Raw genomic sequence first — 26,106 nt, forward strand, 5'->3', positions numbered from 1 at the left:
TAAGAATACGCAAGACAAAAGGAAATGGACAGGAAAAAAGCGCTCAGAAACGAAGGGCGCGCAGGGTGCGCCAGACCAGGCGCTTGGCTTCGACATCCCCGACGATCATGACCTCGGGCCCGGGCAGGGGCTGAACAAGCACGTCGTTGCGCTGCACCGGGGAGATCCCAAAGGTGTCGCGGGGGAACAAGGCGCCGAAGGCCTGTTCGCCGAAACAGATGACCATCTCGGCCCGGGCCTCTCGCACGCCGCGCCAGAACTGGCCGGGCTGGGCCTTGAGCCCGCCCTGGTGCTCAAAGGTCAGCGGCCAAAAGGTGGCGCTCCCGGAGGGCCACTGCAAGTGCGTGAGGATGTCGCGGAAAAGCTGGCGTCGGGCGTCGTCGGGATGCGCGCCGAAGTCGGACCCGAGGTCCCAATAGGTCCAGACGGTGCGGCTGGGCACTCGCAGCCGGGGACGGAACGCGTCCCAGGGAAACACGGACAGCGCTTCGCCCGAATCCTCGAACCGGGGTGAGGCGGGAGCCGCAGGAGATTCGGAAGCAGATGCGGCGGGAGGCGACGTCGAACGCGTTTCGGAGGCCTGCGTGGCAGGCGCGGGCCGCTTCCTGGCCCCGCTCCAGCCCTCGCGCTTGGCCCGGGCCATGTCGGGCTCTTGTGCTGCGGGCCGTATGACATCTTGATGGACAAAGGACTCGACATCCTGGTCGCACAGCACGTGCGAAAGGCCGGCATTGGCCCAGGAACGCAGGCTTTCCGGAAGGCCTAGAGTCCGAGCATCCAATCCCAAATCCTCCAAGCGATCTCGGTCTTGGGCTGCACGGGCCAGGTCTCCACGCGGCCCTTGGCGTCCAGCACCGTGACCCCGTTGGTGGCCCCGGCAAAGCCGCAGCCTTCGTCCGTGACGTTGTTGGCCACGATGAGGTCCAGGTTCTTGCGCTCAAGCTTGCCCTGGGCGTTGGCAACGAGGTCCCCGGACTCGGCCGCGAAGCCGATGAGGAACTGCCCTTCCCTCTTGCGCTGGCCCAGGCCGCGCAGGATGTCCGGGTTGTCCTCGAACACGATGTCCGGTCCGCCGGAGCCCTTCTTGAACTTGCCCTCCACCTGGCTGGCCGGGCGGTAATCAGCAACCGCCGCGCTGCAGCAGGCCGCGTCCATGTCCGCGAACACGTCCATGCAGGCATCGTGCATGTCCCGGGCGCTGGTCACGTCCACGCGCCTGACGCCCGGGGGCATCCAGAGGTCCACGGGCCCGCACACGGCCGTGACCTCGGCCCCGCGCAGCCAGGCCGCCACGGCGATGGCCGCGCCCATGATCCCGGAGGACGGGTTGCTCCAGAAGCGCACGCAGTCGAAGAACTCCCGCGTGGGCCCCAGGGTCACCAGCACCCGCCTGCCCGCCATGTCCTGGTCCGCCAGGGCCCGCAGAGCGTGGCAGTAGATGACCTCCAGCTGCGGCAGCCTGCCCTTGCCTTCCTCGCCGCAGGCCATGTCCCCGCACTCGGGCTCGATGCACACGGCGCCGCGTTCCTTGAGCTGCGCCCAGTTGGCGCGGGTGGCCGTGGCGTTCCACAGCCGGGGGTTCATGGCCGGGGCCAGCACCAGGGGCCCGGGAAAGGCCAGGGCCTGGCAGGAGAGCATGTCGTCGGCCGCGCCGTGGGCCAGCTTGGCCAGGGTGTTGGCCGTGGCCGGGGCCACGAGCATGGCGTGGGCGTCCTGCCCGGGTTCCAAGTGGCCGAAGACCACGTCCGGGCAGTCGAACATGTCGCCGTACACCGGGGCCGCGCCCAGGGCCTCGAAGGACAGGGGCGTCACGAAACGCTGGGCCGAGGCCGTAAGCGTGGCGCTGACGTGGGCCCCGCTGCCCTGGACCAGGCGCAGGATCTCCAGGGCCTTGTAGGCGGCGATGCTGCCGCATACGCCCATGTGCAGGCGGCGGCCGAGAAAGCCACTGAAGCGAAGGTGCGCTTGCATGGTTGTGCGACCGGCCCTACTTGGGCAGGTTCTCCTCCACGGGCGGGGCGCCCACCACGCTGGGAGCGGCCGTGCCCGAGTCGTTGCGCGGGGCGACCATGATCTCCAGGTATGTGGTGAAGGTCTCGTCTATGATGTTGATGATGCAGTCGCGGTCGGGCTTCTCGAAGACCATGATGGTGCGGTTGTACTTGATCTTGGAGCGCAGCTTCCAGTTGTCCTTGGGCAGCTCGGTCTCGAAGAAATTGGCCAGGGAAACGGCGTCCACCTTGCCCTTGTAGGTCAGGATGCCGGTCTTGAACTGCGGGGTCTCGAAGACGAAGGAATTCTTGCCCACCAGGTCCAGATCGTTGGGAATCAGGACGTCGTCGAACTCCTGGTAGGTGCCCACGGACGCGGCCTTGGACTGCGCCGGGGCCGAAGCCTGGGACTGGTCATGCTGCTGCAGGGCGGACGGACAACCGGCCAGGGCCAGGGACACGACGATTGCCAGGGCGGTGAGAAAAATCCTATGCATGTCTCCTCCTTTGGAGATAAGCTTTTGCCGCGGCGGGACGCGGCGGATTCGCTGCTTTCAGGGCCGGAAGCATACCCGAGGTTCCGGCAAACCGCAATTTCCTCGTCACACGGCGGAGACATCAAACCGCCCGGAAAACCGCACCTTCCCTCAGTACAGGATACAAAGAGCCCCATGATACCCGAAGACTTCCTCCTCGATTCCTATCGCTACGAACTGCCCCAGGATCGCATCGCCCAGGCTCCGGCCGAAAACCGCGACGGATCGAAGCTCATGGTCCTGGACCGGGCGACGGGCGAAACCCTGCCCACCGCCTTCACGAAAATCGCCCAATACATCCCGGAAAACGCCCTGCTCGTGGTCAACAACACCAAGGTCCTGCCGGCCAGGGTCTACGGAACCAAGGATTCCGGCGGCCGCGTGGAATTCCTGATCCTGACCCCGCTGCCGCTCATCGAGGCCCAGGGACCCGACGCCGAAGGCATGTACTGGGCCGACGTGCAGGGGCTGCTCAGGGCCTCCAAGGCGCCCAAGAGCGGCCAGCGGGTGACCTTCAGCGAGAACTTCTCCCTCCTGGTGCAGGAGCGCGGGGACTTCGGCCAGAGCCGGGTGCGCCTGTTCTGGCGCGGCGAGCTGGCCGGGCTGTTCAAGACCCTGGGCCACTACCCCCTGCCCCCGTACATCAAGCGCCCGGACACGCCCGAGGACGCCGAGCGCTATCAGACGGTGTACGCAAGCGAAAACAAGCTCGGAAGCGTGGCCGCGCCCACCGCCGGGTTGCATTTCACCCCCGAAGTGCGCAAATCCTTGTCTGAACGCAACGCAAAATGGGCTGAAATCACGTTATATGTTGGCTATGGAACGTTTTCGCCGGTGAGGTGCCGAGACATCCGCGACCATGAGATGCACCGCGAGTACATAGAGGTTCCCGAAGACACGGCCCGGGCCGTGTCGGAAGCCAAGGCCGAAGGCCGTCCGGTGGTCGCGGTGGGCACCACCTCCGTCCGGGCCCTGGAAGGGGCCTTTGCGGCCAGAGGACGGATGGAAGCCTTCGCCGGATGGACGAGCATCTATATCTCGCCCGGTTATACGTTCAAGATTGTTGACAAGATTATAACGAATTTCCATTTGCCAGAGTCTTCTCTGCTAATTATGGTTTCCGCATTTGCTGGGCGGAGTAAAATTCTCAACGCGTATTCCAAGGCGCTTTTCGAGGGTTTCCGGTTCTTCTCCTATGGCGATGCCATGCTGATCACCTGAACGGACCGAGCCGCCCCGAAGACACTTCGGCAATATCAAAACCGGCATCAAAAAAAGGAGCCGCCTATGTCAAGGATCGAGATCCGGGAAGACAGGTGCAAGGGTTGCCTCCTGTGCACCACGGCCTGTCCCGAGGAGATCATTGTCCAGTCGGACAGGTTCAACAACCAGGGCTACAAGGTCATCGAGGTCACAGACATGGAGAAATGCATTGGCTGTGCATCCTGTGCCAAGATGTGCCCTGACTTCTGCATCACGGTCTACAAGACCACGAAGAAGAAGGAGGGCTGAGTCATGGCCAAGACCGACCGTATTTTCGTCAAGGGCAACGGAGCCATCTGCGAGGGCGCCCTGGCAGCCGGCTGCAAGTGCTTTTTCGGATACCCCATCACCCCCCAGAACGACATCCCGGAGACCATGTCCACGGCCATGTTCGAGGCGGGCGGCGAATTCGTGCAGGCCGAGAGCGAAGTGGCCGCGGCCAACATGGTGCTCGGCGCGGCCGCGGCGGGCGTGCGCTGCATGACCTCCTCGTCCAGCCCGGGCGTGTCCCTGAAGCAGGAGGCCATCTCCTACATGGCGGGCTCCGAGCTGCCGGCCGTCATCGTGAACATCAACCGCGGCGGCCCCGGCCTGGGCGACATCGGCCCGGCCCAGGGCGACTACTACCAGTCCACGCGCGGCGGCGGCCACGGTGACTACCGGACCCTGGTCCTGGCCCCCGGCACCTGCCAGGAGGCCTACGACCTGACCATCGAGGCCTTCGACCTAGCCTTCAAGTACCGCAACCCCGTGCTCATCCTGGGCGACGCCATCTTGGGCCAGATGAAGGAGCCCATCACCCCCTGGGTTCCCGAGCCCCCCAAGGACAACGCCGAGAGCTGGTGCCTCACCGGCAACAAGGGGCGAGAAAAGCGCCTGCTCAAGTCCCTGTACCTGGAAGAGGGCGAGCTGGCCGGGCAGAACATCAAGCTGCGCAAGAAGTACGAGGCCATGAAGGCCGAGGTGCGTTACGAGGCCTTCGAGACCGAGGACGCCGAGATGATCGTCTGCGCCTACGGGTCCATCGGCCGCATCGCCAAGTCCACGGTCCGCAAGCTGCGCGGCATGGGCAAGAAGGTCGGCCTGTTCCGGCCCATCACCCTGTACCCGTTCCCCGAAGAGCCCCTGGCCAAGCTGGCGGAACAGGGCAAGCGCTTCATGACCATCGAGCACAGCCTGGGCCAGATGGTGGACGACGTGCGCCTGGCCATCCGCATGAAGGCCGATTCCACCTTCTTCGGAATCATGCCCGGAGAGCTCCCCAATCCCGATGATTTGGAAGAGCCCATCCTCAAGAACCTGGAGGGTTGACCCATGGAAGCCGCAGAAAAGATCATGTTCAAGCCCACGGAGGTCCTGGTGGACCGTCCGACCCACTACTGCCCCGGCTGCCAGCACGGAACCTCCCACCGCATCGTGGCCGAAGCGCTGGACGAGATGGGCCTGGCCGGCGACACCGTCGGCGTGGCCTCGGTCGGCTGCTCCGTGTTCCTGTACAACTACCTGAACGTCGACTGCGTGGAGGCCGCCCACGGCCGCGCCCCGGCCACGGCCACGGGCGTGAAACGCGCGCGCCCGGACAAGGTCGTCTTCACCTACCAGGGCGACGGCGACCTGGCGTCCATCGGCATGGCCGAGATCGTCCACGCCGCCAACCGCGGCGAGCGCATCACCGTGATCTTCGTGAACAACACGGTGTACGGCATGACCGGCGGCCAGATGGCCCCCACGACCCTCATCGGCCAGCACACCACCACCTGCCCCGGCGGCCGCTGCCGCGAGCGCGAGGGCATGCCCATCAAGATGAGCGAGATCATCTCCCAGCTGGGCGGCGTGGCCTACTGCGAACGCGTGGCCGTGAACAACGTGAAAAACATCAACAACACCAAAAAGGCCGTGAAAAAGGCCTTCCAGTACCAGCTGGACGACCTGGGCTTCTCCTTCGTGGAGATCCTGTCCACTTGCCCCACCAACTGGGGCATGACGCCCATCAAGGCCAACGAGCGCGTGGAAACGGAGATGATCCCCTACTTCCCGCTGGGCGTGTACAAGGACATCAAGGCCGAAAAGGAGGAGAAATAATGCTGTACCAGGACGTCATCATCGCCGGGTTCGGCGGCCAGGGCGTCATGCTCATCGGCAACCTCCTGGCGTACGCGGGCATGCACGAAGGGCTGAAGGTCACCTACATGCCGGTCTACGGACCGGAAATGCGCGGCGGCACCTCCAACTGCACCGTGGTCATTTCCGAGGACGACATCGGCTCGCCCATCATCCGCTCGCCCAAGAGCACCATCGTCATGAACCGCCCGTCCCTGGACAAGTTCCAGCCGCGCATGCAGGACGGCGGCGTGCAGATCGTCAATTCCTCGCTCATCGACGAGGAGCTGGTGGAAAAGACGCGCGTGAAGAGCTACATGGTGCCGTGCAACGACATGGCCGACGAGCTCGGCAACACCAGGATGGCCAACATGATCATCCTGGGCGCGTACATCCAGGCCACGGGCGTGGTGCCGGTCAAGGCCGCGCAGGACGCGCTGGAAGACGTGATCTCCGAGCGCTACAAGCACCTGATCCCCAAGAACGCCGAGGCCATCCAGGCCGGAGCCGACCTCGTGGCCGGGATGATGTAGACAAACCGACTACCTGACGCCATGGGGCGGGGCCGCCCCAAAGGACGCCTCGCCCGCCTCCCGTCTCCCCCGCACGGTTTCTGCCTGCCGTGCGGGGGTAGATTTTTTTTGGGGGAGGAGGAAGGGAGAAGAAAAGAAATGGGAGGAGAGAGGAGGCGGGGAGGTAGATGGGGCGGGGGCTGATAAGTTGTAGAGGGAGAGTTTGGAGGAGGATGGGAGTCGTGATGCAAAACCATTTCCGCCCTCCCGCCCGCCCACCGCGTTCCCGCGCGGGCAGGGCGTTGGTTTGTCGGGAATGATTGCAGGTGAAGCGGCCGCGCCCCTGGCGGGTACGGGAGGCTTCGCTTCGGGGGTTACCACCCAGGTCGCTTCGCCCCCCGCACCCGCCAGGGACGCTGGGTCGTCGCGGTGGTGCTGTCCCTCAGTGTATATTCCCCTCGTGTCGCGGCACAGGTGATGCCGCCCCGTCGCACGAGCCCGGCTCCGCTTCGCTGATTTCCATCACAGCCGCTGCGCCAGGCAGCGCGCCGGGGCTCGGGGAGTCCCAAAGGGCGGGGCGCGAGTAGTGCGGCGGCACGGGGTCAGGTATGATTTCAGCCAGTACCTCTTCCCCATCGTCAAGTAGGATACTTCTTCTATTTCCCTGTCGCGTTCTCGGATCGGGAGGCTTTCCGTCGGTGCCCTGGCGCGGGGCGCGGGAGAGGTGTGCGACCGCCTGGATTTGTCCCGCCCCTGCGGCGAAGCCGCGCGGCGGGGGAAATCCTTCGAAGGGAGCGCGCCTCTCCCGCGCCTTGCGCCCGCAACACTAAATACCCTCCCCCAAAACCACCCCCTCATACCTGTTGCGGAACGCGGCGGGAGGGTGGGAGGACACGTTTGGTTTTGCGTTACAACTCCCCGGCCTTTCCAACGCAATGCAAAACTCAAACTTCCTTGTGCCTCTTCAAATGCCGACTCAACGCCGGCTGCGTAATCCCCAAATACCTCGCCGCAATGGACTGATTGCCCCCGGCGCGGCGTAGCGCCTCGTCAATGAGCTGCATGCGCGACTCCTGCAACGTAGGCAACGAATCCACATGGCAAAAGAAATTCCCGCCCTGGTCCTCGTCCTGGACCTGGGCCGCCCCGTGTTCGGCGCTGAAAATCCGCTCCTTGAGCGACGACAGGGACAGGACCCCTCCCTGGTGCTTGCTCACGGCGTCGAAGAGCATGGTCTTCAATTCGCGCACGTTGCCCGGGAACGCGTAGCTTTGAAGCAGGGAGACCAGCTCCTTGGGTGCCTTGGGGGCCTTGCGGCCCATGCTCTCGGCGGCCATGTCCAGGAAATGGCCCACCAACAGCGGCAAATCCTCCTTGCGCTGGCGCAAGGGGGGGATGTGCACGAGGTGGGTTTGCAGACGGTAATACAGGTCGCGGCGGAAGGCCGGGCCGGTCTTGTCGTCGGACAGGTCGCGGTGCGTGGCCACGAGCACGCGCACCTGGGCCTTGCGCGGCAGGTCCGAGCCCAGGGGATAGTATTCGCGCTCTTGCAGCAATCTCAGGAGCTTGACCTGCAGGGCCGGGGTCAGGTCCCCGATCTCGTCCAGGAACAGGGTCCCGCCCTCGGCGGTCTTGAGCAGGCCGTCGCGGTTGCTGTCCGCGCCCGTGAAGGCCCCCTTGCGGTGCCCGAACAGGGTGTCCGAGAAGCTCTGTTCGTCCAGCCCGGCCACGTTCACGGCCACGAACCGGCCCTGGCGGCAGCTCAGGTCGTGGATGGCCCGGGCGAAGAGCTCCTTGCCCACCCCGGTTTCGCCGGTGATGAGCACGGCCTCGGGCGAAGCCGCGATGGCTTCGGCGTACTGGAACAGGGAGAGCATGGCCGGGCTGCGGGTTACGACCCCGGAAAAGGCCTCGGGGTGCTTCGCGCTGGCGGACAGCACCCGCTGCTTGAGGGCCCTGTTCTCCAGGAGCACGGCCTGGTGCTCGTAGGCGTGGCGCACGCAGGAGAGCAGGCGCACCTTTTCCACGGGCTTGACCAGATAGTCGAAGGCCCCGGCCTTCATGCAGTCCACGGCCGTGGACAGCTCGTCCAGGGCCGTGATCACGATGACCGCCACCTCGGGATAGGTCTCGCGGATGGATTGGAGCAGGTCCTGGCCGCCCATGTAGGGCATGATCAGGTCCAAAAGCACCAGGTTGATTTCCTTGTCCTTTTCCAGCAGGGGCAGGACCTCGCGGCTGTCATGGCAGATGACCACGTTGGACAGCCCCCCGGAAAGCAGGGTCAGGCGGAAGCTCTCCAGGACCTCCCGTTCGTCGTCGACCACGAGGATCTTGTACTGTTCCTGTTCACAAAGCTGCTGCATGGCGTCCTCCCGTGGGAGCGGGCCTGTCTTTCAGGGGGAAGGTGAGGGTGACGGTCGTGCCGATTCCTTCCTGGGAATCGAAGTGCATGCTGCCGCCCAGGTCGTGCACGATGGTTGACGAAACCGCCAGGCCGAGCCCCGTGCCCCCGGTTTCGCGCTTGGTAGTGAAGAAGGGGTCCATGACCCGCGCCAGGTCCTTGTCGGAGATGCCCACGCCCTGGTCCCGGACCACGATCTGGGCCGTGCCCCTGGCCTGGTCCACGCGGGACTCCACCACGATGCCCTTGTCCGGCCCGGGCAGGGCCTGCAGGGCATTCTGGATGATGTTGATGAGCACCTGCTCCAGGCGCTGGAAATTGCCCTGGATGAAGACCTCGCCCGGGGCCAGGAGCATCTCGAAACTGTGGGTGGACTTTTTGATCATGCTGGAGAGCAGGATCTCCGAGGTGCGGATGACCTTGTTCAGGTCCAGGGCCTCGGTGGTGCCGATGGACTCGCGGCGCGAGAACACGAGCAGCTCCTTGATGATCCGCCCGATGCGCCGCGACCCGTCCAGGATGCGGTCGTTGAGCGACGGCAGGGTCTCGCGCATGGCGGAATAGGGGATTCCGCCGATGATGAAGTCCCCGTTCTCCTCGTAGTACTCGTCCAGCACCACCTTGGCCTCCTTCCAGGCGTCGGACAGGGTCTGGGCCGAGGACAGGATGTAGGTGTTGGGGTTGTTGATCTCGTGGGCGATGCCCGATGTCAGGATGCCCATGGCGATCATGCGGTCGGCCTCGAACAGCTGCTGCTGCTGCTCGGCGGCCTCCTTTTCCGCGCGCACCATCTTGGTGATGTCCTCGAACAGCGAGACCATCTCCGCCACGCGGCCCTCGCGGTCGAACATGGGCGCCACGCTCACGGAAACGACCACCTGACGGCCGTCGGCCCACTGCAGGATGCAGCGCTGGTTGCGCACGATGGTCCGCCTGCTGCGGGCGCGGCGCGCGGGCTGCTCGTGGTCGGACAGGAGCTTGCCCTCCGGGTCCAGCATGGTGAATTCCGGGGGCGAATAGCCCGCGTCGGACCCCGGCTGGGGACGGATGCCCAAGAGCGCCTCGGCGTGGGCGTTGGCGTAGGTCACGCGGCCCTCGCCGTCGCTCAAGATGATGCTGGCCGGGCTGGTGGCCATGATGCGCGAGAGAATGTCGCGCTCGCGCTTCAGGGCCTCCACGGCCTCCTTCTTGTCGCTCACGTCCAGGCAGAAGCCCTCGATGAACTGCTCCTCCCGGTCCTCGCCCACGGCCAGGCGGCTGGACAGGGAGACCCAGATGGGCGTGCCGTCCTTCTTCAGGTAGCGGGTCTCGAAGCCGCTGAACTGCTCGCGCTCGGCCAGGAGGTTGAGCCACACGTCGCGGTCGTAGGGGTTGTAGTAGATGTCGCGCATGTCGTGCACGGACTCGATGAGGTCCGCCGGGCTGTCGTAGCCCAGGATGCGGGCCATGGACGGGCTGGCCTCGAAGAACCGCCCGGCCGTGGTGCTCTGGTATACGCCCATGACCGCGTTCTCGAAGATGCTGCGGTACTTCTCCTCGGCGCGGCGGAGCATCTTCTCCGTGAACTTGCGGTGCTGGATGTTCACGGCCAGGAAGAAGATCAGCACGGCCATGCCCCCGGTGACGGACAACCCGCCCAGGATCTGGAACTGCTGGAAGGGCGTCAGGGGCTCCAGGGGCTGGCTGCGGTCGCAGGACAGGATGTACCAGCCCGGGATGGGCAGGGGCTCGCGGGCGATGCTGTAGGCGGCCCTGTCCATGCGCACGCGCTCACCCGTGAGATCCACGTCCAGGGCCTCGATCTCCCCGGCCCCGAACTGGCGGGAATCGCGCAGGCGCAGGCGCGCGCCCGGGGACAGCGGCATGAGGGAGTGCAGCAGCCAGTCCGACTGGTTGGTGGACAGGATCACCCCGTCCGGGGAAACCATGGCCAGCTTTTCCTCCTGCGCGGCCAGGATCTCGTCGATCTCGGTCATGCCGATCTTCATCACAAGCACGCCGATGGGATGGGCGCCTCCGGCCCCGTGGATGGGCACGGCGATGTGTATGCCCCGGCGGCCGGTATAGAAGCCCTGGGCCGGGTAGACGGCGATCTCCCCGGCCATGGCCTGGTGGAAATAGGGCCTGAAGCTGTAGTTCTTGCCCACCAGGAGCGCCTCCTGGGAGTCGGCGCTGGCGAAGGTCCGGCCCGTGGCGGACAGGGTGTAGATCAGCGACGTGGCGGCCATCTCGTTGACCGTGTTCAGGAGCACCCGGGAGTCCAGGGACCCGGCGTCGCCGTCCTCGTACATCTGGATGATGGTGGGGTTGCGGGCCAGGCGCTGGGCCATGTCGATGCGTTCGTTGAGGGTGATCCGGATCTGCTCGGCCACGAGCCTGGCCGAAAGCTCCTGGGCCGCGCGCTTGTTCTCCAGCTGCATCAGCCTGGAGATGCCGAACCCCACCACGAAAAGAACCACCACCAGGGTGACCAGAAAGGCCATGGTGCGCCGCAGATGCGCGACCCTGGGGAAACCGGGAGCGGAAAACATGGAAGGCATGGTCGGATACCTGCTGGGTTTCTGGACGGTTGTGCGGCCCCGGGGACACTTCGCCGCCATCAACCCAATATCATATATTGAACCAAATCAAAGCCCTATGACTTATGTAATAGTCATTACCCTGGTCATGGCCCCGGCGGGGCCCCGGCCCGTTCCCCGCGTGACGGGCCGCCATCGCCGGGCAACGGGTTTCCAGCCCCGGCCGGACCATAACCTTTAGCATACCGCCGCCCCGCGGGGAAAGGGGCCTTAACATATCAGTAACGATTCAAGATCATTCTCCTTTCGCGCCGCGTCACGGGCATGGCACGGCCCTTGCCTTGGGGAGGAAAAACCACAAGGAGGATTCCTTCCCATGAAAAAGACCACGCAACTTCGCAACCTGCTCGCCGCCAAGGAGCTGCTCGTGGCTCCCGGCGCCTATGACATGCTCAGCGCCAAGATCATCGCCGCCAGCGGCTTCAAGGCCGTGTACATGACCGGCTACGGCCAGTCCGCCAGCGTCCTTGGCCAGCCCGACGTGGGCCTGTTGACCATGAGCGAGATGGCCCGCCGCGCCGCCGACATGGCCGAGGCCGTGGACGTGCCCATCCTGGCCGACGGCGACACCGGCTACGGCAACCCCCTGAACGTCATGCGCACCGTGCGCGAGTACGAGAAGGCCGGCGTCTGCGCCATCCAGCTGGAGGACCAGGTCTTCCCCAAGAAATGCGGACACATGCTCGGCCGCAAGGTCATTCCCCAGGAAGAGATGATCAACAAGATCAAGGCCGCCTGCGACGCGCGCATCGATGACGACTTCGTGATCATCGCCCGCACCGACGCGCGCACCAACTTCGGCATCGACGCCGCCCTGGAGCGCGCCCAGGCCTACAAGGAAGCCGGCGCGGACCTGCTGTTCGTGGAGTCCCCGGAGAGCGAAGAGGAAATGAAGAAGATCAACGAGGCCTTCCCCGACGCCTTCACCCTGGCCAACATGCTCGAGGGCGGCCGCAGCCCCATGCCCACCGTGGCCGAGATGGAAGCCATGGGCTTCAACATCGCCATCTACTGCACCGGCCCGGTCTACGCCGCCGCCGCCGCGGTCCGCGACTACTGCGAGACCTTGAAGAAGGACGGCACCACCAAGCCCATCTGGGACAACCTGGTGACCTTCCAGGAGTTCAACGACTTCATCGGCCTGACCAACTACTACGAGATGGAAAAGAAGTACGCCTAGCGAACCGCCAATTCTTCAGGAGGCTCTCATGAAATTCGATTTGCGCAAGGTTGTGATGATCGCCCTGGCCGTGACCGTGCTGGCACTGCCCGGCGTGAGCCAGGCCAAGACCACCATGAAGCTCGGCCACTTGTCCCCGGTGGACCACCCCTACCACAAGGCCGCGCTGATGTTTAAGGATCTGGTGGCCAAGAAGACCGGCGGCAACGTCGACGTCAAGGTCTTCCCCGCCAACCAGCTGGGCAAGCAGCGCGAGCTCGTGGAAGGCGCCCAGCTGGGCACCATCGAGATGGTCCTGACCTCCGACGTGCTGCTCTCCAGCTTCGAGGAGACCATGGGCGTGTTGAACATGCCCTTCCTGTTCCGCGACGTCGACCATGTGGGCAAGGTCCTGGACGGCCCCATCGGCGACCAGCTGACCGCCAACCTGGCCAAGAAGGGCCTCGTGGTGCTGAGCTACTGGGAGAACGGCTTCCGCCACATCACCAACTCCAAGCACCCCATCAACAAGCCCGAGGACCTCAAGGGTCTGAAGATCCGGACCCCCTCCGGCTACATCTTCATCGACTCCTTCAAGGCCTTCGGCGCCTCCCCGGCCCCCCTGGCCTTCGGCGAGCTGTACACCGCCCTGCAGCTGGGCACTGTGGACGGCCAGGAGAACCCCGTGGCCCACTGCGTGACCCAGAAGTTCTATGAGGTCCAGAAGTACCTCTCCCTGACCAACCACATCCATGTCAGCGAACCGCTGGTCATGAGCAAGATCATCTTCGACTCCCTGCCCGCCGCCGAGCAGCAGGCCCTGGGCGACTCCGCCCGCGAGGTCGCCCAGTGGATCCGCAAGGAAGTTGAGAAGGAAGACGACTCCCAGCTGGCCTTCCTGAAGACCAAGATGGAAGTCAACACGGCCGACCGCGCCGCCTTCGAGGCCGCGTCCCAGGCCATCTACGACAAGTACCAGGACAAGTTCGGCGACCTGATCAAGAGGATCAAGGCCGTCCAGTAGACTTGGCCGTTCGCACACAGCCCGCCGGGAACGGAGCCTTCCGTTCCCGGCGGGCCATGCCGCAAAGGAGTTCCCAATGCACCTGCTTCAAGCGGTGAACACCTTTTTCAACAAATACCTGTCCATCCTGATCACCGTGGCCTTCGGAGCCATGACGGTGCTCATCTTCGGCCAGGTCGTATGCCGCTACGTGCTGCAGAACCCTCTGTCCTGGTCCGAAGAGCTGGCCCGCTACCTCTTCGTCTGGCTGACCTTCTGCGGCGCAAGCGTGGCCTTCTACGAGGACACGCACATCAAGGTTTCGTATTTCGTGGACAGCGTGCCCAACCCCAGGCTGCGCGGCGCGGTGAACCTTCTGGCCGATGCCCTGTGCCTCTGGTTCCTGTGGGTCTTCGTCAAGGACGGCTTCGTGGTCTCCTCGCGGGTCATGGCTCTGGGCCAGGTTTCCTCGTCCATGGGCTGGCTCTCCGTCGGCGCCGTGTACCTGGCCATCCCCATCGGCAGCCTGTTCATGGCCCTGAACGTGCTGCACCACGCCGTGGAGCACGCCAAATCGATGCTCGGCGCATCCCAGGGAGCGTAAATCATGGGTACCACACTCTTCGTCAGCTTTTTCCTTCTCGTTCTCGTGGGCGTGCCCATCGCCGTGGCCCTGGGTCTGTCCTCGCTCATCGCCCTGCTCTTCTTCAGCCACGTGCCGCTGATGGTCCTGGTGCAGAAGGCCTACGGCGGGGTCGACTCCTTCACCCTGATGGCCATCCCGTTCTTCATCCTGGCGGGCAACATCATGTCCTCGGGCGGCGTGTCCGCGCGCCTGGTGAACCTGGCCAACTGCTTCTTCGGCCGCTACACCGGCGGCCTGGCCCACGTGGCCACGGCGGCCTGCACCTTCTTCGGCGCCATCTCCGGCTCCGCCCCGGCCACCACCGCGGCCATCGGCTCGGTCATGGTCGGCCCCATGCGCGACAAGGGCTATTCCAGCGTGTTCTCGGCCGCCTGCGTGGCCGCCTCCGGCACCATCGGCCTGCTCATCCCCCCGAGCATCACCATGGTGCTCTACGGCGTCATCACCGGCGCGTCCGTGGGCAAGCTGTTCCTGGGCGGCATCATCCCCGGCCTGCTCATGAGCGCCGCGCTGATGCTGGTCAACTACCTGGTGGCCAAGAAGCACGGCTACGGCGGCGGCGACAAGGTAAGCCTCGCCGACACCATGAAGGCCATCAAGGACGCCTCCCTGGCCCTGCTCATGCCGCTGATCATCCTCGGCGGCATCTACGGCGGCGTGTTCACGCCCACCGAGGCCGCCGTGGTGGCCGTGGCCTACGGCCTGCTCATCGGCACCCTGGTCTACCGCCAGCTGGACTTCAAGGGCATCTGCAAGGTGGTCCTGAGCACGGCCAAGAGCGCGGCGGTGATCATGTTCCTGGTGGCCACGGCCCACTGCTTCAGCTACCTGATGGCCAGTGAGCAGATCCCCCAGGCCCTGACCGAGACGCTGCTGGGCGTGTCCAACGACCCCCGGATCCTGCTCATCCTGATCTGCATCTCGCTCCTGGTTGTGGGTACCTTCCTGGACAACGCCGTGGCCGTGGTGCTCATGGCCCCCATCTTCTACCCGGTGATCGTCTCCGCCGGCATCGACCCGGTGTTCTTCGGAGTGCTGCTGGTGCTGACCCTGTCCATCGGCCAGGTCACGCCCCCGGTGGGCCTGTGCCTGTTCGTGGCCTGCGACCTGGGCAAGGTGAGCATCGAAAAGCTGTCCATGGGCGTGCTGCCGTACCTCCTGGTCCTGGTGGTGGTCATGTTCATCCTGATCTTCTTCCCGGACCTGGTGCTGTTCATCCCGAATCACATGATGCAATGACGGGCTCCATGGAAACGCCCCGGGCCTACTCCCCCGGGGCGTCCGTCCGCATTGGCCGGAACCCCTTCCCGGCCGCCCCTGGAGCCGGCGACACCCACCCGCCGGCTCCAGGAAATCCCTAACAGCCGTTCTGCCTCACTCCCCATACGGTCCGCCCCGCGCCTTGGCGCGGGGCGGGCTCTCGTTTTCTTGGCGAAAAAGCGCAAAACGCCTATAACCGGAACCCGGCGACCCACCCGCAACCCCAAACGCACCCCCGGAAACGAGCATGAAGCATCCCCTGTACGGCATCGTCGGCCACCCCCTGGGCCACAGCATGAGCCCGGCCCTGCACAACTGGGCACTCAAGGAACGGGGTCTGCCCGGGGAATACCGCGCCTTTCCCACCCCGCCCGGGGACCTGCCCGCGTTCATGGAGCGCGTGCGCGCCGAGCCCGTGGCCGGGCTGTCCGTGACCATCCCCCACAAGCTGGCGGTGCTGGACTTCGTGGACGGGACCAGTGAGCGGGTGCGCGCCGTGGGCGCGGCCAACACCCTGTACTGGCGGGACGGGCGGCTCCTGGCCGAGAACACCGACGTGCACGGCTTCCTGGCGCCGCTTTCGGCCCTGGGCGAGGTCCCGGCCTCGGCCCTGGTGCTGGGCGCGGGAGGGGCGGCGCGGGCGGCCCTGGCGGGCCTCAGGGAGCTGGGAACAAAGGACGTGGCCGTGAGCAACCGCAACCCGGCCAAGGCCGAGGTCCTGGCCGCTGAATTCAAGGCCCAGGCCATCCCCTGGGAGGAGCGCGCGGACGCGGACGCGGCCCTGGTGGTCAACGCCACGCCCCTGGGCATGCGCGGGGAGCGCGAGGCCCTGTCCCCCTGGCCGGACGAGCGCCCCCTCCGGGCCGGGCAGACCGCCTACGACCTGGTCTACAACCCCGTGGACACCGTGTTCCTGGGCCAGGCCCGGGCCGCGGGCTGCCGGGCCATCGACGGGCTGACCATGTTCCTGCACCAGGCCCTGGAGCAGTTCCGCCTGTTCACGGGCCAGAGCTTCGACCTCTCCGAGGCCCGAATTCTCGTATCCAATCTTCTGAAATAATAATTTGATACATTTCGTATTACGATCGTCAGACAAGAAAAGCCCCCGCGCAGCAGCCTGCGCGGGGGCTTTGAATTTCCTTCGGATCCGGCGGACCGCCCTACGGTCTACTCGACGCCGTCGTCCGCGCCGTCATCGAAGCCCTCGGCGCCCTCGCCGTCCAGGGGCTCGGTGTACTTGCACTTCTTGTTGGGACAGGCCAAATGCTTGCCCTTGGCGCGGGTGGTCTTCAGTTCCAGGATCGGGGAGCCGCACTCCGGGCAGGCCTTTTCCACGGGCTTGTTCCACAGGGCGTAGTCGCAGTCCGGGTAGCGGTTGCAGGAATAGAACAGCTTGCCCCGGCGCGAGGACTTCTCCACCAGCTCGCCTTCCTCGCACTTGGGGCATTTGACCCCCGTGGTGAAGGGCTCAGCGTAGCTGCAGTCCGGGTAGTTGTTGCAGGCGATGAACCGGCTGCCCGTGCGGGCCTTCTTGAGCACCAGGTCCCCGCCGCAGTCCGGGCAGGCGCGGCCGATCTTCTCGGGCTCCACGCGCTGGTGCTCCACGATCTCGATCTGGCCCTGCTCGTTGCGCGTGAAGTTCTTGGTGTTTTTGCATTCCGGATACCCGGAGCAGGCCAGGAACGTGCCCGCGCGGCCGAACTTGATGACCATGGGCCGTCCGCAGACCTCGCAGTCCAGCCCGGTCTCCAGCCCGGCCTTGACGCGCTTCATGTCCGTGCGCGCCTGGTCCAGGGCCGGATAGAAGTCCTTGGTGAAGCCCTTGAGGAGCTTGATCCAGTCCTGTTTGCCGTCGGCCACCTTGTCCAGGGACTCCTCCATGCTCGCGGTGAAGCCCACGTCCATGAGGTCGGCGAAATGCTGGGTCAACAGGTCGCTGACCACGGTGCCCAGGTCCGTGGGCGCGAAGCGCTTGTTCACCAGCTCCACGTATTCGCGGCCCAGGATGGTGGAGATGATGGCCGCGTAGGTGGAGGGCCGGCCGATGCCCTTCTCCTCCAGCTCCTTGACCAGGGAGGCCTCGGAATAGCGCGCCGGGGGCAGGGTGAACTTCTGCTCCTTGCTGAAGTCGTCCAGGCGCAGCTCCTGGCCCTGGGCCAGCTTGGGCAGCAGCTCCGAACCCGGGGGCATGGCCCCCTCCTCGTTCTGGAACGGCCGCAGCCAGCCCGCGAAGAGCAGGCGCTCGCCCTTGGCGCGCCAGAGGGTGTTCCCGCAGGTCACGTCCACCGTGGTGTCCCAGAAGGTGGCGTCGGCCATCTGGGAGGCCACGAAGCGCTGCCAGATGAGCTTGTAGAGCTGGAACTGGTCCGAGGGCAGGTAGGAGCGCACGTCGTCGGGCGTGATGGCCACGTCCACCGGGCGGATGGCCTCGTGGGCGTCCTGGGCCGAGGCCTTGGTCTTGAAGACCCGGGCCTTGGGCGGATAAAATTCCTCGCCCCAGCGTTCGAGGATGAATTCCCTGGCCGCGTCGCGCGCGTCGTCGGCGATGCGCACGGAGTCCGTACGCATGTAGGTGATCAGCGCCGTGGTGCCGCGCTCCCCGAGCTCCACGCCCTCGTACAGGCGCTGGGCCGCGCTCATGGTCTTCTTGGCGGAATAGCCCATGCGCCGGTTGGCGTCCTGCTGCAGGGTGGAGGTGATGTAGGGCGGGGCCGGGCTGCGGCGGCGCTCCTTCTCCGTGACCGAGTCCACGACGAAGGGCTTGGAGCGCGCCGTGTCCTCAACGGACTGGGCCTGGTCCGCGTTGCCCACGGCGGCCTTCTTGCCGCCCACCTTGACCAGGTCCGTGACGAAGGCCGGGGGCTCGTCTCCGGCCAGGGTGGCCTTGAGCACCCAGTATTCCTCGGGCTTGAACGCCAGGCGTTCCTTCTCGCGGTCCACGATGAGCCGAAGGGCCACGGACTGCACGCGCCCGGCGGAGATGCCGCTCTTGACCTTCTTCCAGAGCAGCGGCGAGACCTTGTAGCCCACCAGGCGGTCCAGCACGCGGCGGGCCTGTTGGGAATTGAAGAGGTTCTCGTCCAGCTCCCTGGGGTGCTCCAGGGCCTCGCGCACGGCCCGGGCCGTGATCTCGTTGAACTGGATGCGCTTGAGGCTCGCGCCCTTGTCCTTGATGAGCTCGGCCACGTGCCAGGCGATGGCCTCGCCCTCGCGGTCCGGGTCCGGGGCCAGGAACACGGCGTCGGCCTTGGACGCGGCGTCCAGCAGGCGGTTGACGATTTTTTCCTTGCCGCCGATGACCCGGTATTCGGGCTCGAAGGTCTCCTCGTCCACGCCAAGGGCGCGCGGAGGCAGATCGCGGACATGGCCCACGGACGCCTCCACGGCGTAGTCGCGGCCCAGGAACTTCTTGATGGTCTTCACCTTGGCCGGGGACTCGACGATGATCAGGTTCTTACTCATAACGGTCGCTGCGTAGCCGAAGGACGGTCCGAAGGCAAGCCTTGCATTTCGGGTTGAATTGATGGATTTTCCGTGCCTGGGCCCAACGTCTTAAGGTATACAGTCCCTGGAGCGAGTCAACCCGCGGCGCATATTCGTCTCCCAAACCCCCGGCCGCGCACATGATGTAACAGGGAAATAATTCATGACCCAGGCACAGGAAATCTTCAGATTCGGCACCGTGGTGCTGCTGGGACCGCCCAACGCGGGCAAGTCCACCCTGCTCAACAAATATCTGGGCCAGAAGGTGGCCATCGTCACCCCCAAGCCCCAGACCACCCGCAACCAGATCACCGGCATCCTCACGGACGCCGACAGCCAGATCGTGTTCCTGGACACCCCGGGCGTGCACCGGCTGGGCGGGCGCATGAACCGCTTCCTGCTGCAGGCGGCCTGGTCCGGGGTGCAGTCCGCCGACGTCATCGTGGTCCTGGCCGACGCCGGGCTCTACGCCAAGAAGCCGCACCTCCTGGCCCGCGAGATGCAGCCCATCGTCAAGGGCGTGCAGAGCGCCCCCGGCCCCGTGTACGTGGCCCTGAACAAGATCGACCAGGTGCGCGACAAGGCCGAGCTGCTGCCCGTGATGCAGGAGCTGGCCAGGCTCTGGCCCGATGCGGACATCCTGCCCGTGTCCGCGTCCACGGGCGCGGGCCTGGACGAGCTCCTGGCCCAGATCAAGGCCCGGCTGCCCGAGGGCCCGCCCATGTTCCCCGAGGACCAGCTGTCCACGGTGCCGCTCAGGTTCATGGCCGCGGAGACCGTGCGCGAGAAGCTGTTCATGAGCCTCCAGCAGGAGCTGCCCTATTCCACGGCCGTGGAGATCGAGACCTGGGCCGAGGAGGACAAGGTCGTGCGCATCGGCGCCCTGATCTGGGTGGCCAAGCCCGGGCACAAGGCCATGGTCATCGGCAAGGGCGGCGAGAACCTGAAGGCCATCGGCAAGGCCGCGCGCCTGGAGATCAAGGAGCTCATCGGGCGCAAGGTGCACCTGGAGCTGTGGGTCAAGGTGCGCCGCGACTGGACCGAGGACCCGGGCTTCCTGCGCGGCCTGGGCCTGGGCGAATGAGCCTTCCGCCAGGCCAGCAACGCGCTACGCTGTTTTTTTGACATGCCTTCCGGCGCCGGGGGCGGCCCGGCCCCGGGAGACGCAACACACCCCCTGGAGTGAAAAAAATGCATACTGGAGTCGACGCGGAGGGCATCCGCTCGCGACTTGAGGACACGCGTGAAAAAATCGCCGCGGCTTCCACGGCCTCGGGCCGCGACCCGAGGGACGTGACCCTGCTGGCCATTTCCAAGCTGCATCCGCCCGAGGCCGTGGAAGCCGCGGCCGCCGCCGGACAGCGCCTGTTCGGGGAAAACTACGTGCAGGAGGCCCTGGCCAAGCAGGAGGCCCTGGCGCACCTGGACATCGAATGGCATTTCACGGGCGGCCTGCAAAGCAACAAGGCCAAGTTCCTGCCCGGCCGCTTCGCCCTGATCCACACCCTGGATTCCCTCAAGTTGGCCCAGGCCTTGCATAAAAGATTGGCGGCGGTCTGCGCCCCAAGACAGGACGTGCTCATCGAGGTCAATCTGGCACGGGAAAGCCAGAAGGCAGGCGTCGCCGAACAGGACCTTCCGGAGTTGGCCGAGGAGCTGGCCCGGATGGACACCATGCGCCTGACCGGGCTGATGATTCTCCCGCCCTTTGACCTCACTCCGGATGAGCGACGTCCGCTCTTCGCCCGCCTGCGCGAGCTGCGCGGCGAGCTGGAGCCTCGACTGGGGACGAAGCTGCCGGTCCTGTCCATGGGCATGACCGACGATTTCACGCAGGCCGTCGAGGAGGGCTCGACCCTGGTGCGCGTCGGCACGCGCATCTTCGGGACGAGGCCCCAACGAACGTAACCGGAATTCGAGGGACGCTTCATGGATCTGGCAACCGTCATAGGACTGGTCATCTCCTTCGGCCTGGTGGCCGCAGCCATCGTCACCGGCGGCAGCCCCCTGGTGTTCGTGTCCATTCCGTCCCTGCTCATCGTGGTGGGCGGAACCGTCGGAGCCACCATGGTCAACTTCCCCCTGGACAAAATCCTGGGGGTCATCGGCGTGATCCGCAAGACCTTCTTCTCGTCCCTGGAGAGCCCCACGGAGATCATCGAGAAGTTCATGGACTACGCCAACCGCGCCCGCCGCGAAGGCATCCTGTCCCTGGAACCGGTCATCAAGCAGATCGACGACTTCTACCTGCGCAAGGGCCTGCAGCTCACCGTGGACGGACTGGAGCCGCAGACCATCCAGGAAATCATGGAAACCGAGGTCTCCTACCTGGAGGAGCGCCACGAGACCGGGGCCGAGGTGGCCGCCACCCTGGGCATGTACGCCCCGGCCATGGGCATGATCGGCACGGTCATCGGCCTGGTGCAGATGCTCCAGACCATGGACGACCCCTCGAGCATCGGGCCGGCCATGGCCGTGGCCCTGATCACCACGTTCTACGGCGCGGTGCTTGCCAACCTGGTCTTCAACCCCATGGCCGGCAAGCTCAAGACGCGCAGCAAGGAGGAGGTTCTGCTCAAGGAGATGGTCCTGCAGGGCATCCTGTCCATATCGAAGGGTGAAAACCCCAGGATCATTGAAGAGAAGCTTTCCAGCTTCCTGCCTCCCAAGGACCGGAGACAGGACGCCGCGTAGGACCCCCTGGCGGGAGCCGAGGCCATGGCCAAGAAGGAAAAAAAACCCAAGGAGCCGGAAGGCCAGCCCGCATGGCTGGTGACCTTTTCGGACATGATGACGCTGATGCTCACGTTCTTCGTGCTGCTGGTGTCCATGAGCGTCATGGACGAGCGGCGCAAGCTCGTGGTGCTGGGCTCCATCATCGGCACCTTCGGCGAGGCCGGCCAGGGCCAGGACCTGCTCTCCCAGCGCAACCGCAGGATCACCGTGGAGCCGGGCCCCCTGGAGATCGACAACGTCGACGACCTGGAGCCCCTGCGGGCCATGATCTGGGAGGACATCTCCGAGGACCTGGACTTCGCGTCCAACAAGTTCGTGCAGGTCTTCTCCATCCCCGACGACGTGCTCTTCGAGCCCGGGGAATACGAGATCAAGCCCGGGGGACGCAGGGTGCTGGAAACGGCCATGCCCGTGTTCCTGCAGGTGGGCGTGCCGCTGCTCCTGGCCGGGCACACCTCCAACCTGCGCGACGAGGAGGGCACCCGTTTCCGGGTGGAGGACATGGACCAGACCATGGATTCGTCCTGGAACCTGTCCTTCATGCGGGTGATGAAGGTATACTCCTTCCTCCTGGAGGCGGGCATGAACCCGGAGATGCTCCGGGTGGAGGCCTTCGGGCGCTTCCACCCGCGCTACGGCGACCGCAACGCGGCCGACCGCAGGCGCAACAGGCGGGTGGACGTGATCCTGGACAAGCGCAACTCCCAGTGGATCGAGAACCTGGGCCTGCTGCGCCAGGAGGAGCGGCCCGACTCCTTCAAGTACAACGATTTCATCTTCCGGTTCGAGGACCGGAACAGGCAGGCGCCCTAAGGAAACCGGGGCTATGGCGCGAAAAAAGAAAAAGGGCGGCAGCGGGGTCGCGGGCGACGCCTGGCTGGTCACCTTCGGGGACCTGGTCACCCTGCTGTTGACGTTTTTCGTGCTCCTGCTCAGTATGTCTTCAATGGACAGGAGCATCCTGACCAAGATCACCTTCTTCTCAAGGGATCTTGGGGCCATGACGATAATGAGCGCCGGGCGCATCCCCCAGCGCATCAAGATGATCATTGACGCGCTGGAGAAACCCTGGGAGGTCCTGGAAAAACAGGAACGCCTCAAGGACATGCTCTTTCCGGACGACGTGATCCCCCCGGAGATCAGCCGCTCCACCCTGATGGAAAACCTGAAGGTGCTGCAGCGGCCCGAAGGGGTGGCACTGGTGCTCACGGACAAGCTGCTGTTCCCCACGGGGGGGGCGGAGCTGGACCCGGCGGCCAGGAAACTCCTGGCCGTGGTGGCCGAGGTCCTGGGGTTCATGGCCGCGCCCGTGAACATTTCGGGCTACACCGACGACGTGGGCGGCCGGGCCGAGCCCAACTACGTGCTCTCGGGGCAGCGGGCCCTGGCCGTGCTGGACGCCTTCCTGAAGGCGGGCCTGCCCAACGAGCGGTTCTCGGTGTCCGGCTACGGCCCGTTTTGGCCCATGGCGGACAACGCCACCGCCGAGGGCCGGGCCCAGAACAGGCGGGTGGAAATTTTGCTCAAGACGACCCCGTGGCTCGGGGCCTATGTGAGATAAGCGGAAAAAACCAAGGAGTCGACCGTGGCCGACGAACAAATGGAAGCCCCTAAAGACGAAAAGAAGAAGGGCGGCAAGCTCAAGTGGATCATCATCCTCTTGGTGCTGCTCGGACTCCTGGGCGGCGGCGGGTTCTTCTTCAAGGACCAGATCCTGGGCCTCTTGGGCATGGGCGGCAAAAAGGCCGAACAAGCCGAGCAGCAGGACGGAGCGCCCATCGAGGAGCAGGGAGAGCCCACGGACACGGAGCTCGTGTCCCTGCCCACCTTCGTGGTCAACCTGGCCGACCCCCTGGGGCGGCGCTACCTGAAGCTGACCGTGGATGTGGAGATGCGCGACAAGGACGCCGCCGAGAAGCTCTCCAAGAACGAGCCCAAGGTGCGCGACGCCATCATCCTGCTGTTGTCCAGCAAGACCTTCGCGGACCTCTCGTCCATTGAGAGCAAAATGGCCCTGAAGGACGATATCGTGAAGCGCCTGAACCAGATCGTGGGCGGCTCCAACGTGCTGCGGGTCTATTTCACGGAGATGGTCGTCCAGTAGGATGGCCGACACACCCCAACCAAGGGATCTAGCATGGGAAACGAAAAAGATCAGGACTCCCTGGCTGAAGAGTGGGCCGCCGCCCTTGAGGAAAGCGGAGACACCGACGCCGCCGAGGACGCCAAGGCCATGATGGGGGACGCCGCAGGCGGGGAAAGCGCCGACGACGAAGCCCTGGCCGAGGAGTGGGCCGCCGCCCTGGCCTCCGAGGAGGAGGACTCCATCCAAAAGGAGAAGCAGCAGTCCGCCCTGGCCGCCCAGAGCACCGACGCCGCCTTCCCGGACCTGACCGAGGAGGCCAAGGCCCCGCGCCCCGACGGCACCAAGCGGGACCTGGACTTCATCCTGGACATCCCCCTGGACGTGTCTGCGGAATTGGGGCGCACCAAGCTCTTGATCAACGAGCTGTTGCAGCTCGGCCAGGGTTCGGTCATCGAGCTCAACAAGCTCGCGGGCGAACCCCTGGAGATCTTCGTCAACGGCAAGCTCGTGGCCCGCGGCGAAGCCGTGGTCATCAACGAGAAGTTCGGCGTGCGGCTGACGGACATCATCAGCCCCATCGAACGCGTGAAGCAGCTGGCATGACCATGGCCGGACATCTTCCCGCTCGCGCCCCGCGTGCGCCTCGCGCAGAGCGTCCGCCGCGCTCGCTGCTGACGCTCTGCGCCGCCGCCCTGGCCTGGGCCGCTCCCGCCCTGGCCCTGGCCCAGGAGGCCGCTCAGGAAGGCGTCAAGAACCTGCCGCCCACCCCGTCCTACGGCGGCGAGATGCTCAAGGTCCTGGGCGTGCTGTGCCTGATCCTGGCGTCCATGTTCGCCGGTCTCTGGCTGCTCAGACGCTTCGGACGCCGCGCCGGGCTTGGGGTTTTCGGAGGCAGCGGCCTGAAGGTCGAGGGCCAGCTGGCCCTGGGGCCCAAAAAACAGGTCTTCGTGGTCCGCTTCTTGAATAAGCGCTTGGTGCTGGGGGTTACGGACACCAGCATCAACCTGCTTACGGAAACGGACGCCGAGAATGAAACAGCGGAACAAGACTTCGCAGGCAGCCTGGAAAAGGCTCGCCGTACGGACCATACTTCTTAGCCTGGGCCTGGTGGCCGCGTGGTGCGCGGCCGCCTTCGCCCAGGACCCGACGATTCCCTCCCTGCAGCTGAACCTCTCCGCCGGGCAGACCGAGCCCGAGCAGGTCTCCGTGCTTCTGGAGATCATGTTCCTGCTCACGGTGCTGTCCCTGGCGCCGGCCATCGTGATCATGGCCACCTCGTTCACGCGCATCATCATCGTCTTCTCGTTCCTCAAGCAGGCCATGGGCACCGGCCAGATGCCGCCCACCCAGGTCTTGTCCGCCCTGGCCATCTTCATGACCTTCATCATCATGATGCCCGTGGGCACGCGCATCAACGACGAGGCCCTGCAACCCTACCTGGACGAACAGATCAGCCTGCGCGAGGCCGTTACCAAGGCCGAGGTGCCCTTCAGGGAATTCCTGTTCAAGCACACCCGGGAGAAAGATCTCTCGGTGTTCTACAGCGTGACCAAGATGGACCGCCCCAAGGCCAAGGAGGAGGTTCCCACATCCCTGTTGGTGGCCAGCTTCATGATCAGCGAACTCAAGACCGGTTTCACCATCGGATTCTTGATCTACATCCCGTTCCTCATACTGGACATGGTGGTGGCGTCCATCCTCCTGGCCATGGGCATGATGATGCTCCCGCCGGTGATGATATCGCTGCCCTTCAAGCTGCTCCTCTTCGTGATGGTGGACGGCTGGAACCTGCTCACAGGCTCGCTGGTCAACAGCTTCGCCATCTGACCCGGCGCAAGGAGATAGAATCATGACACCGGAATTCGTCGTCGGCTTCGCCAAGCAGGCCATCGAGATGGCCCTGCTCATCTCCCTGCCCATGCTGGGCATAGGCATGCTTGTGGGTATCACCGTGTCCGTGCTCCAGGCGGCCACCCAGGTGCAGGAAATGACCCTGACCTTCATCCCCAAGATCGTGTCCATCTTTCTGGCGCTGTTGTTCGCCTTTCCCTGGATCATGGACAAGATGATTACGTTTACGAGGGAATTGTTTTTGAATTTGCCGAATTACATTCGCTAGTTGGGCGCTCCGGCCGCGGGTGAAATCCGGTGGGGCAGGCGCATGAGTAGAGAAAGAACAGGGAGAGTCCGTAAGGGCTCTCCCTGATTTTTTATGGGGAAATGCGAAGGTGGAACAGCCGGTTCAAACGCTTGCGCATTTGAACCAGCTGGCAAAGGGGCCGGGGGGAAGGAGGCTTTCCTTCTCCGCGGCCGTCCCGGCAGACCGTGGCCCCTTGGGCGAAAAGCCC

Annotated in this window: 26 protein-coding genes; 20 read left to right on the forward strand and 6 right to left on the reverse strand. The window is 65.1% G+C overall.

Translation table 11 applies throughout. The features are described 5' to 3' along the window. Positions 1-43 precede the first annotated feature (43 nt). The 3 genes from ACYYG1_RS13355 to ACYYG1_RS13365 all read right to left on the reverse strand — a co-directional run bounded on the left by ACYYG1_RS13355 (position 44) and on the right by ACYYG1_RS13365 (position 2,488). Positions 44-442: a hypothetical protein gene (locus ACYYG1_RS13355; protein WP_461210823.1), complete on the reverse strand. Its 399-nt coding sequence runs from the start codon at positions 440-442 to the stop codon at positions 44-46. 320 nt (positions 443-762) lie between these two features. Further along, positions 763-1,971 (reverse strand): bifunctional phosphopantothenoylcysteine decarboxylase/phosphopantothenate--cysteine ligase CoaBC, encoded by a 1,209-nt coding sequence (gene coaBC / locus ACYYG1_RS13360; protein WP_461210824.1) that lies wholly within the window; start codon positions 1,969-1,971, stop codon positions 763-765. A gap of 16 nt (positions 1,972-1,987) precedes the next feature. Next, complete coding sequence (locus ACYYG1_RS13365) at positions 1,988-2,488, reverse strand: hypothetical protein (protein ID WP_461210825.1); 501 nt, start codon at positions 2,486-2,488, stop codon at positions 1,988-1,990. A gap of 174 nt (positions 2,489-2,662) precedes the next feature. Here ACYYG1_RS13365 and queA point away from each other — a divergent pair, with 174 nt between their 5' ends. The 5 genes from queA to ACYYG1_RS13390 all read left to right on the forward strand — a co-directional run bounded on the left by queA (position 2,663) and on the right by ACYYG1_RS13390 (position 6,423). After that, positions 2,663-3,748: a tRNA preQ1(34) S-adenosylmethionine ribosyltransferase-isomerase QueA gene (gene queA, locus ACYYG1_RS13370; RefSeq protein ID WP_461210826.1), complete on the forward strand. Its 1,086-nt coding sequence runs from the start codon at positions 2,663-2,665 to the stop codon at positions 3,746-3,748. Between the two features lie 66 nt (positions 3,749-3,814). Then, positions 3,815-4,039 carry a 4Fe-4S dicluster domain-containing protein gene (locus tag ACYYG1_RS13375; RefSeq protein WP_461210827.1) on the forward strand — a complete coding sequence of 75 codons (225 nt, stop codon included), beginning with the start codon at positions 3,815-3,817 and terminating at the stop codon, positions 4,037-4,039. Positions 4,040-4,042: 3 nt separating this feature from the next. Beyond that, positions 4,043-5,101: a 3-methyl-2-oxobutanoate dehydrogenase subunit VorB gene (locus ACYYG1_RS13380; RefSeq protein WP_461210828.1), complete on the forward strand. Its 1,059-nt coding sequence runs from the start codon at positions 4,043-4,045 to the stop codon at positions 5,099-5,101. Between the two features lie 3 nt (positions 5,102-5,104). Continuing rightward, positions 5,105-5,872 (forward strand): thiamine pyrophosphate-dependent enzyme, encoded by a 768-nt coding sequence (locus ACYYG1_RS13385; RefSeq protein WP_461210829.1) that lies wholly within the window; start codon positions 5,105-5,107, stop codon positions 5,870-5,872. Then, entirely contained in the window at positions 5,872-6,423 is a 552-nt protein-coding gene (locus ACYYG1_RS13390; protein WP_461210830.1) for a 2-oxoacid:ferredoxin oxidoreductase subunit gamma family protein, read from the forward strand. Before ACYYG1_RS13385 ends, ACYYG1_RS13390 begins: the two co-directional genes overlap by 1 nt. 923 nt (positions 6,424-7,346) lie before the next feature. On the opposite strand, the gene ACYYG1_RS13395 is transcribed toward ACYYG1_RS13390, so the two are convergent. Next, entirely contained in the window at positions 7,347-8,768 is a 1,422-nt protein-coding gene (locus tag ACYYG1_RS13395) for a sigma-54-dependent transcriptional regulator (RefSeq protein ID WP_461210831.1), read from the reverse strand. Then, on the reverse strand, positions 8,752-11,346 hold the full coding sequence (locus ACYYG1_RS13400; protein ID WP_461210832.1) for a PAS domain S-box protein: 2,595 nt from the start codon (positions 11,344-11,346) through the stop codon (positions 8,752-8,754). Before ACYYG1_RS13400 ends, ACYYG1_RS13395 begins: the two co-directional genes overlap by 17 nt. Positions 11,347-11,701: 355 nt before the next feature. Between ACYYG1_RS13400 and ACYYG1_RS13405 the strand changes: the two genes are divergently transcribed. The 5 genes from ACYYG1_RS13405 to aroE all read left to right on the forward strand — a co-directional run bounded on the left by ACYYG1_RS13405 (position 11,702) and on the right by aroE (position 16,513). Next, positions 11,702-12,565 carry an isocitrate lyase/PEP mutase family protein gene (locus ACYYG1_RS13405; protein WP_461210833.1) on the forward strand — a complete coding sequence of 288 codons (864 nt, stop codon included), beginning with the start codon at positions 11,702-11,704 and terminating at the stop codon, positions 12,563-12,565. Positions 12,566-12,593: 28 nt separating this feature from the next. Continuing rightward, positions 12,594-13,568, forward strand: a complete 975-nt coding sequence (locus ACYYG1_RS13410) for a TRAP transporter substrate-binding protein (RefSeq protein WP_461210834.1) — start codon at positions 12,594-12,596, stop codon at positions 13,566-13,568. A 76-nt stretch (positions 13,569-13,644) separates the two neighbouring features. Beyond that, positions 13,645-14,151 (forward strand): TRAP transporter small permease, encoded by a 507-nt coding sequence (locus ACYYG1_RS13415; RefSeq protein WP_461210835.1) that lies wholly within the window; start codon positions 13,645-13,647, stop codon positions 14,149-14,151. A gap of 3 nt (positions 14,152-14,154) precedes the next feature. Next, positions 14,155-15,432, forward strand: a complete 1,278-nt coding sequence (locus tag ACYYG1_RS13420; RefSeq protein WP_461210836.1) for a TRAP transporter large permease — start codon at positions 14,155-14,157, stop codon at positions 15,430-15,432. Positions 15,433-15,700: 268 nt separating this feature from the next. Beyond that, positions 15,701-16,513 (forward strand): shikimate dehydrogenase, encoded by an 813-nt coding sequence (aroE, locus tag ACYYG1_RS13425; protein WP_461210837.1) that lies wholly within the window; start codon positions 15,701-15,703, stop codon positions 16,511-16,513. 107 nt (positions 16,514-16,620) lie between these two features. Here the strand turns inward: aroE and topA are convergent, their stop codons facing one another. Next, entirely contained in the window at positions 16,621-18,915 is a 2,295-nt protein-coding gene (topA, locus tag ACYYG1_RS13430; RefSeq protein ID WP_461210838.1) for a type I DNA topoisomerase, read from the reverse strand. 184 nt (positions 18,916-19,099) lie between these two features. Here topA and era point away from each other — a divergent pair, with 184 nt between their 5' ends. The 10 genes from era (at position 19,100) to fliQ (ending at position 25,877) form a co-directional block, all read left to right on the forward strand. Further along, the gene (gene era / locus ACYYG1_RS13435) at positions 19,100-20,020 is read left to right on the forward strand and encodes a GTPase Era (RefSeq protein ID WP_461210839.1); all 921 of its coding nucleotides are present in this window, start codon (positions 19,100-19,102) and stop codon (positions 20,018-20,020) included. 107 nt (positions 20,021-20,127) lie between these two features. Further along, positions 20,128-20,844: a YggS family pyridoxal phosphate-dependent enzyme gene (locus tag ACYYG1_RS13440; protein WP_461210840.1), complete on the forward strand. Its 717-nt coding sequence runs from the start codon at positions 20,128-20,130 to the stop codon at positions 20,842-20,844. A 21-nt stretch (positions 20,845-20,865) separates the two neighbouring features. After that, positions 20,866-21,630, forward strand: coding sequence for a motility protein A (locus tag ACYYG1_RS13445; RefSeq protein ID WP_461210841.1), 765 nt, complete (start codon positions 20,866-20,868; stop codon positions 21,628-21,630). A 24-nt stretch (positions 21,631-21,654) separates the two neighbouring features. Beyond that, entirely contained in the window at positions 21,655-22,485 is an 831-nt protein-coding gene (locus ACYYG1_RS13450; protein ID WP_461210842.1) for an OmpA/MotB family protein, read from the forward strand. A 13-nt stretch (positions 22,486-22,498) separates the two neighbouring features. Continuing rightward, positions 22,499-23,233 carry an OmpA/MotB family protein gene (locus tag ACYYG1_RS13455; protein ID WP_461210843.1) on the forward strand — a complete coding sequence of 245 codons (735 nt, stop codon included), beginning with the start codon at positions 22,499-22,501 and terminating at the stop codon, positions 23,231-23,233. Positions 23,234-23,257: 24 nt separating this feature from the next. Continuing rightward, positions 23,258-23,776, forward strand: a complete 519-nt coding sequence (locus tag ACYYG1_RS13460) for a flagellar basal body-associated FliL family protein (RefSeq protein ID WP_461210844.1) — start codon at positions 23,258-23,260, stop codon at positions 23,774-23,776. 33 nt (positions 23,777-23,809) lie between these two features. After that, the gene (gene fliN / locus ACYYG1_RS13465; RefSeq protein WP_461210845.1) at positions 23,810-24,361 is read left to right on the forward strand and encodes a flagellar motor switch protein FliN; all 552 of its coding nucleotides are present in this window, start codon (positions 23,810-23,812) and stop codon (positions 24,359-24,361) included. Next, positions 24,358-24,855: a flagellar biosynthetic protein FliO gene (fliO, locus tag ACYYG1_RS13470; RefSeq protein ID WP_461210846.1), complete on the forward strand. Its 498-nt coding sequence runs from the start codon at positions 24,358-24,360 to the stop codon at positions 24,853-24,855. The genes fliN and fliO overlap by 4 nt, the downstream gene beginning before the upstream one ends. Continuing rightward, a complete protein-coding gene (fliP, locus tag ACYYG1_RS13475) occupies positions 24,788-25,585 on the forward strand; it encodes a flagellar type III secretion system pore protein FliP (RefSeq protein ID WP_461210847.1) in 798 nt (265 codons plus the stop codon). The genes fliO and fliP overlap by 68 nt, the downstream gene beginning before the upstream one ends. A gap of 22 nt (positions 25,586-25,607) precedes the next feature. Continuing rightward, entirely contained in the window at positions 25,608-25,877 is a 270-nt protein-coding gene (fliQ, locus tag ACYYG1_RS13480) for a flagellar biosynthesis protein FliQ (RefSeq protein ID WP_461210848.1), read from the forward strand. Positions 25,878-26,106: the final 229 nt, after the last annotated feature.

Source organism: Desulfocurvus sp. DL1XJH-121 (genome assembly GCF_054819825.1).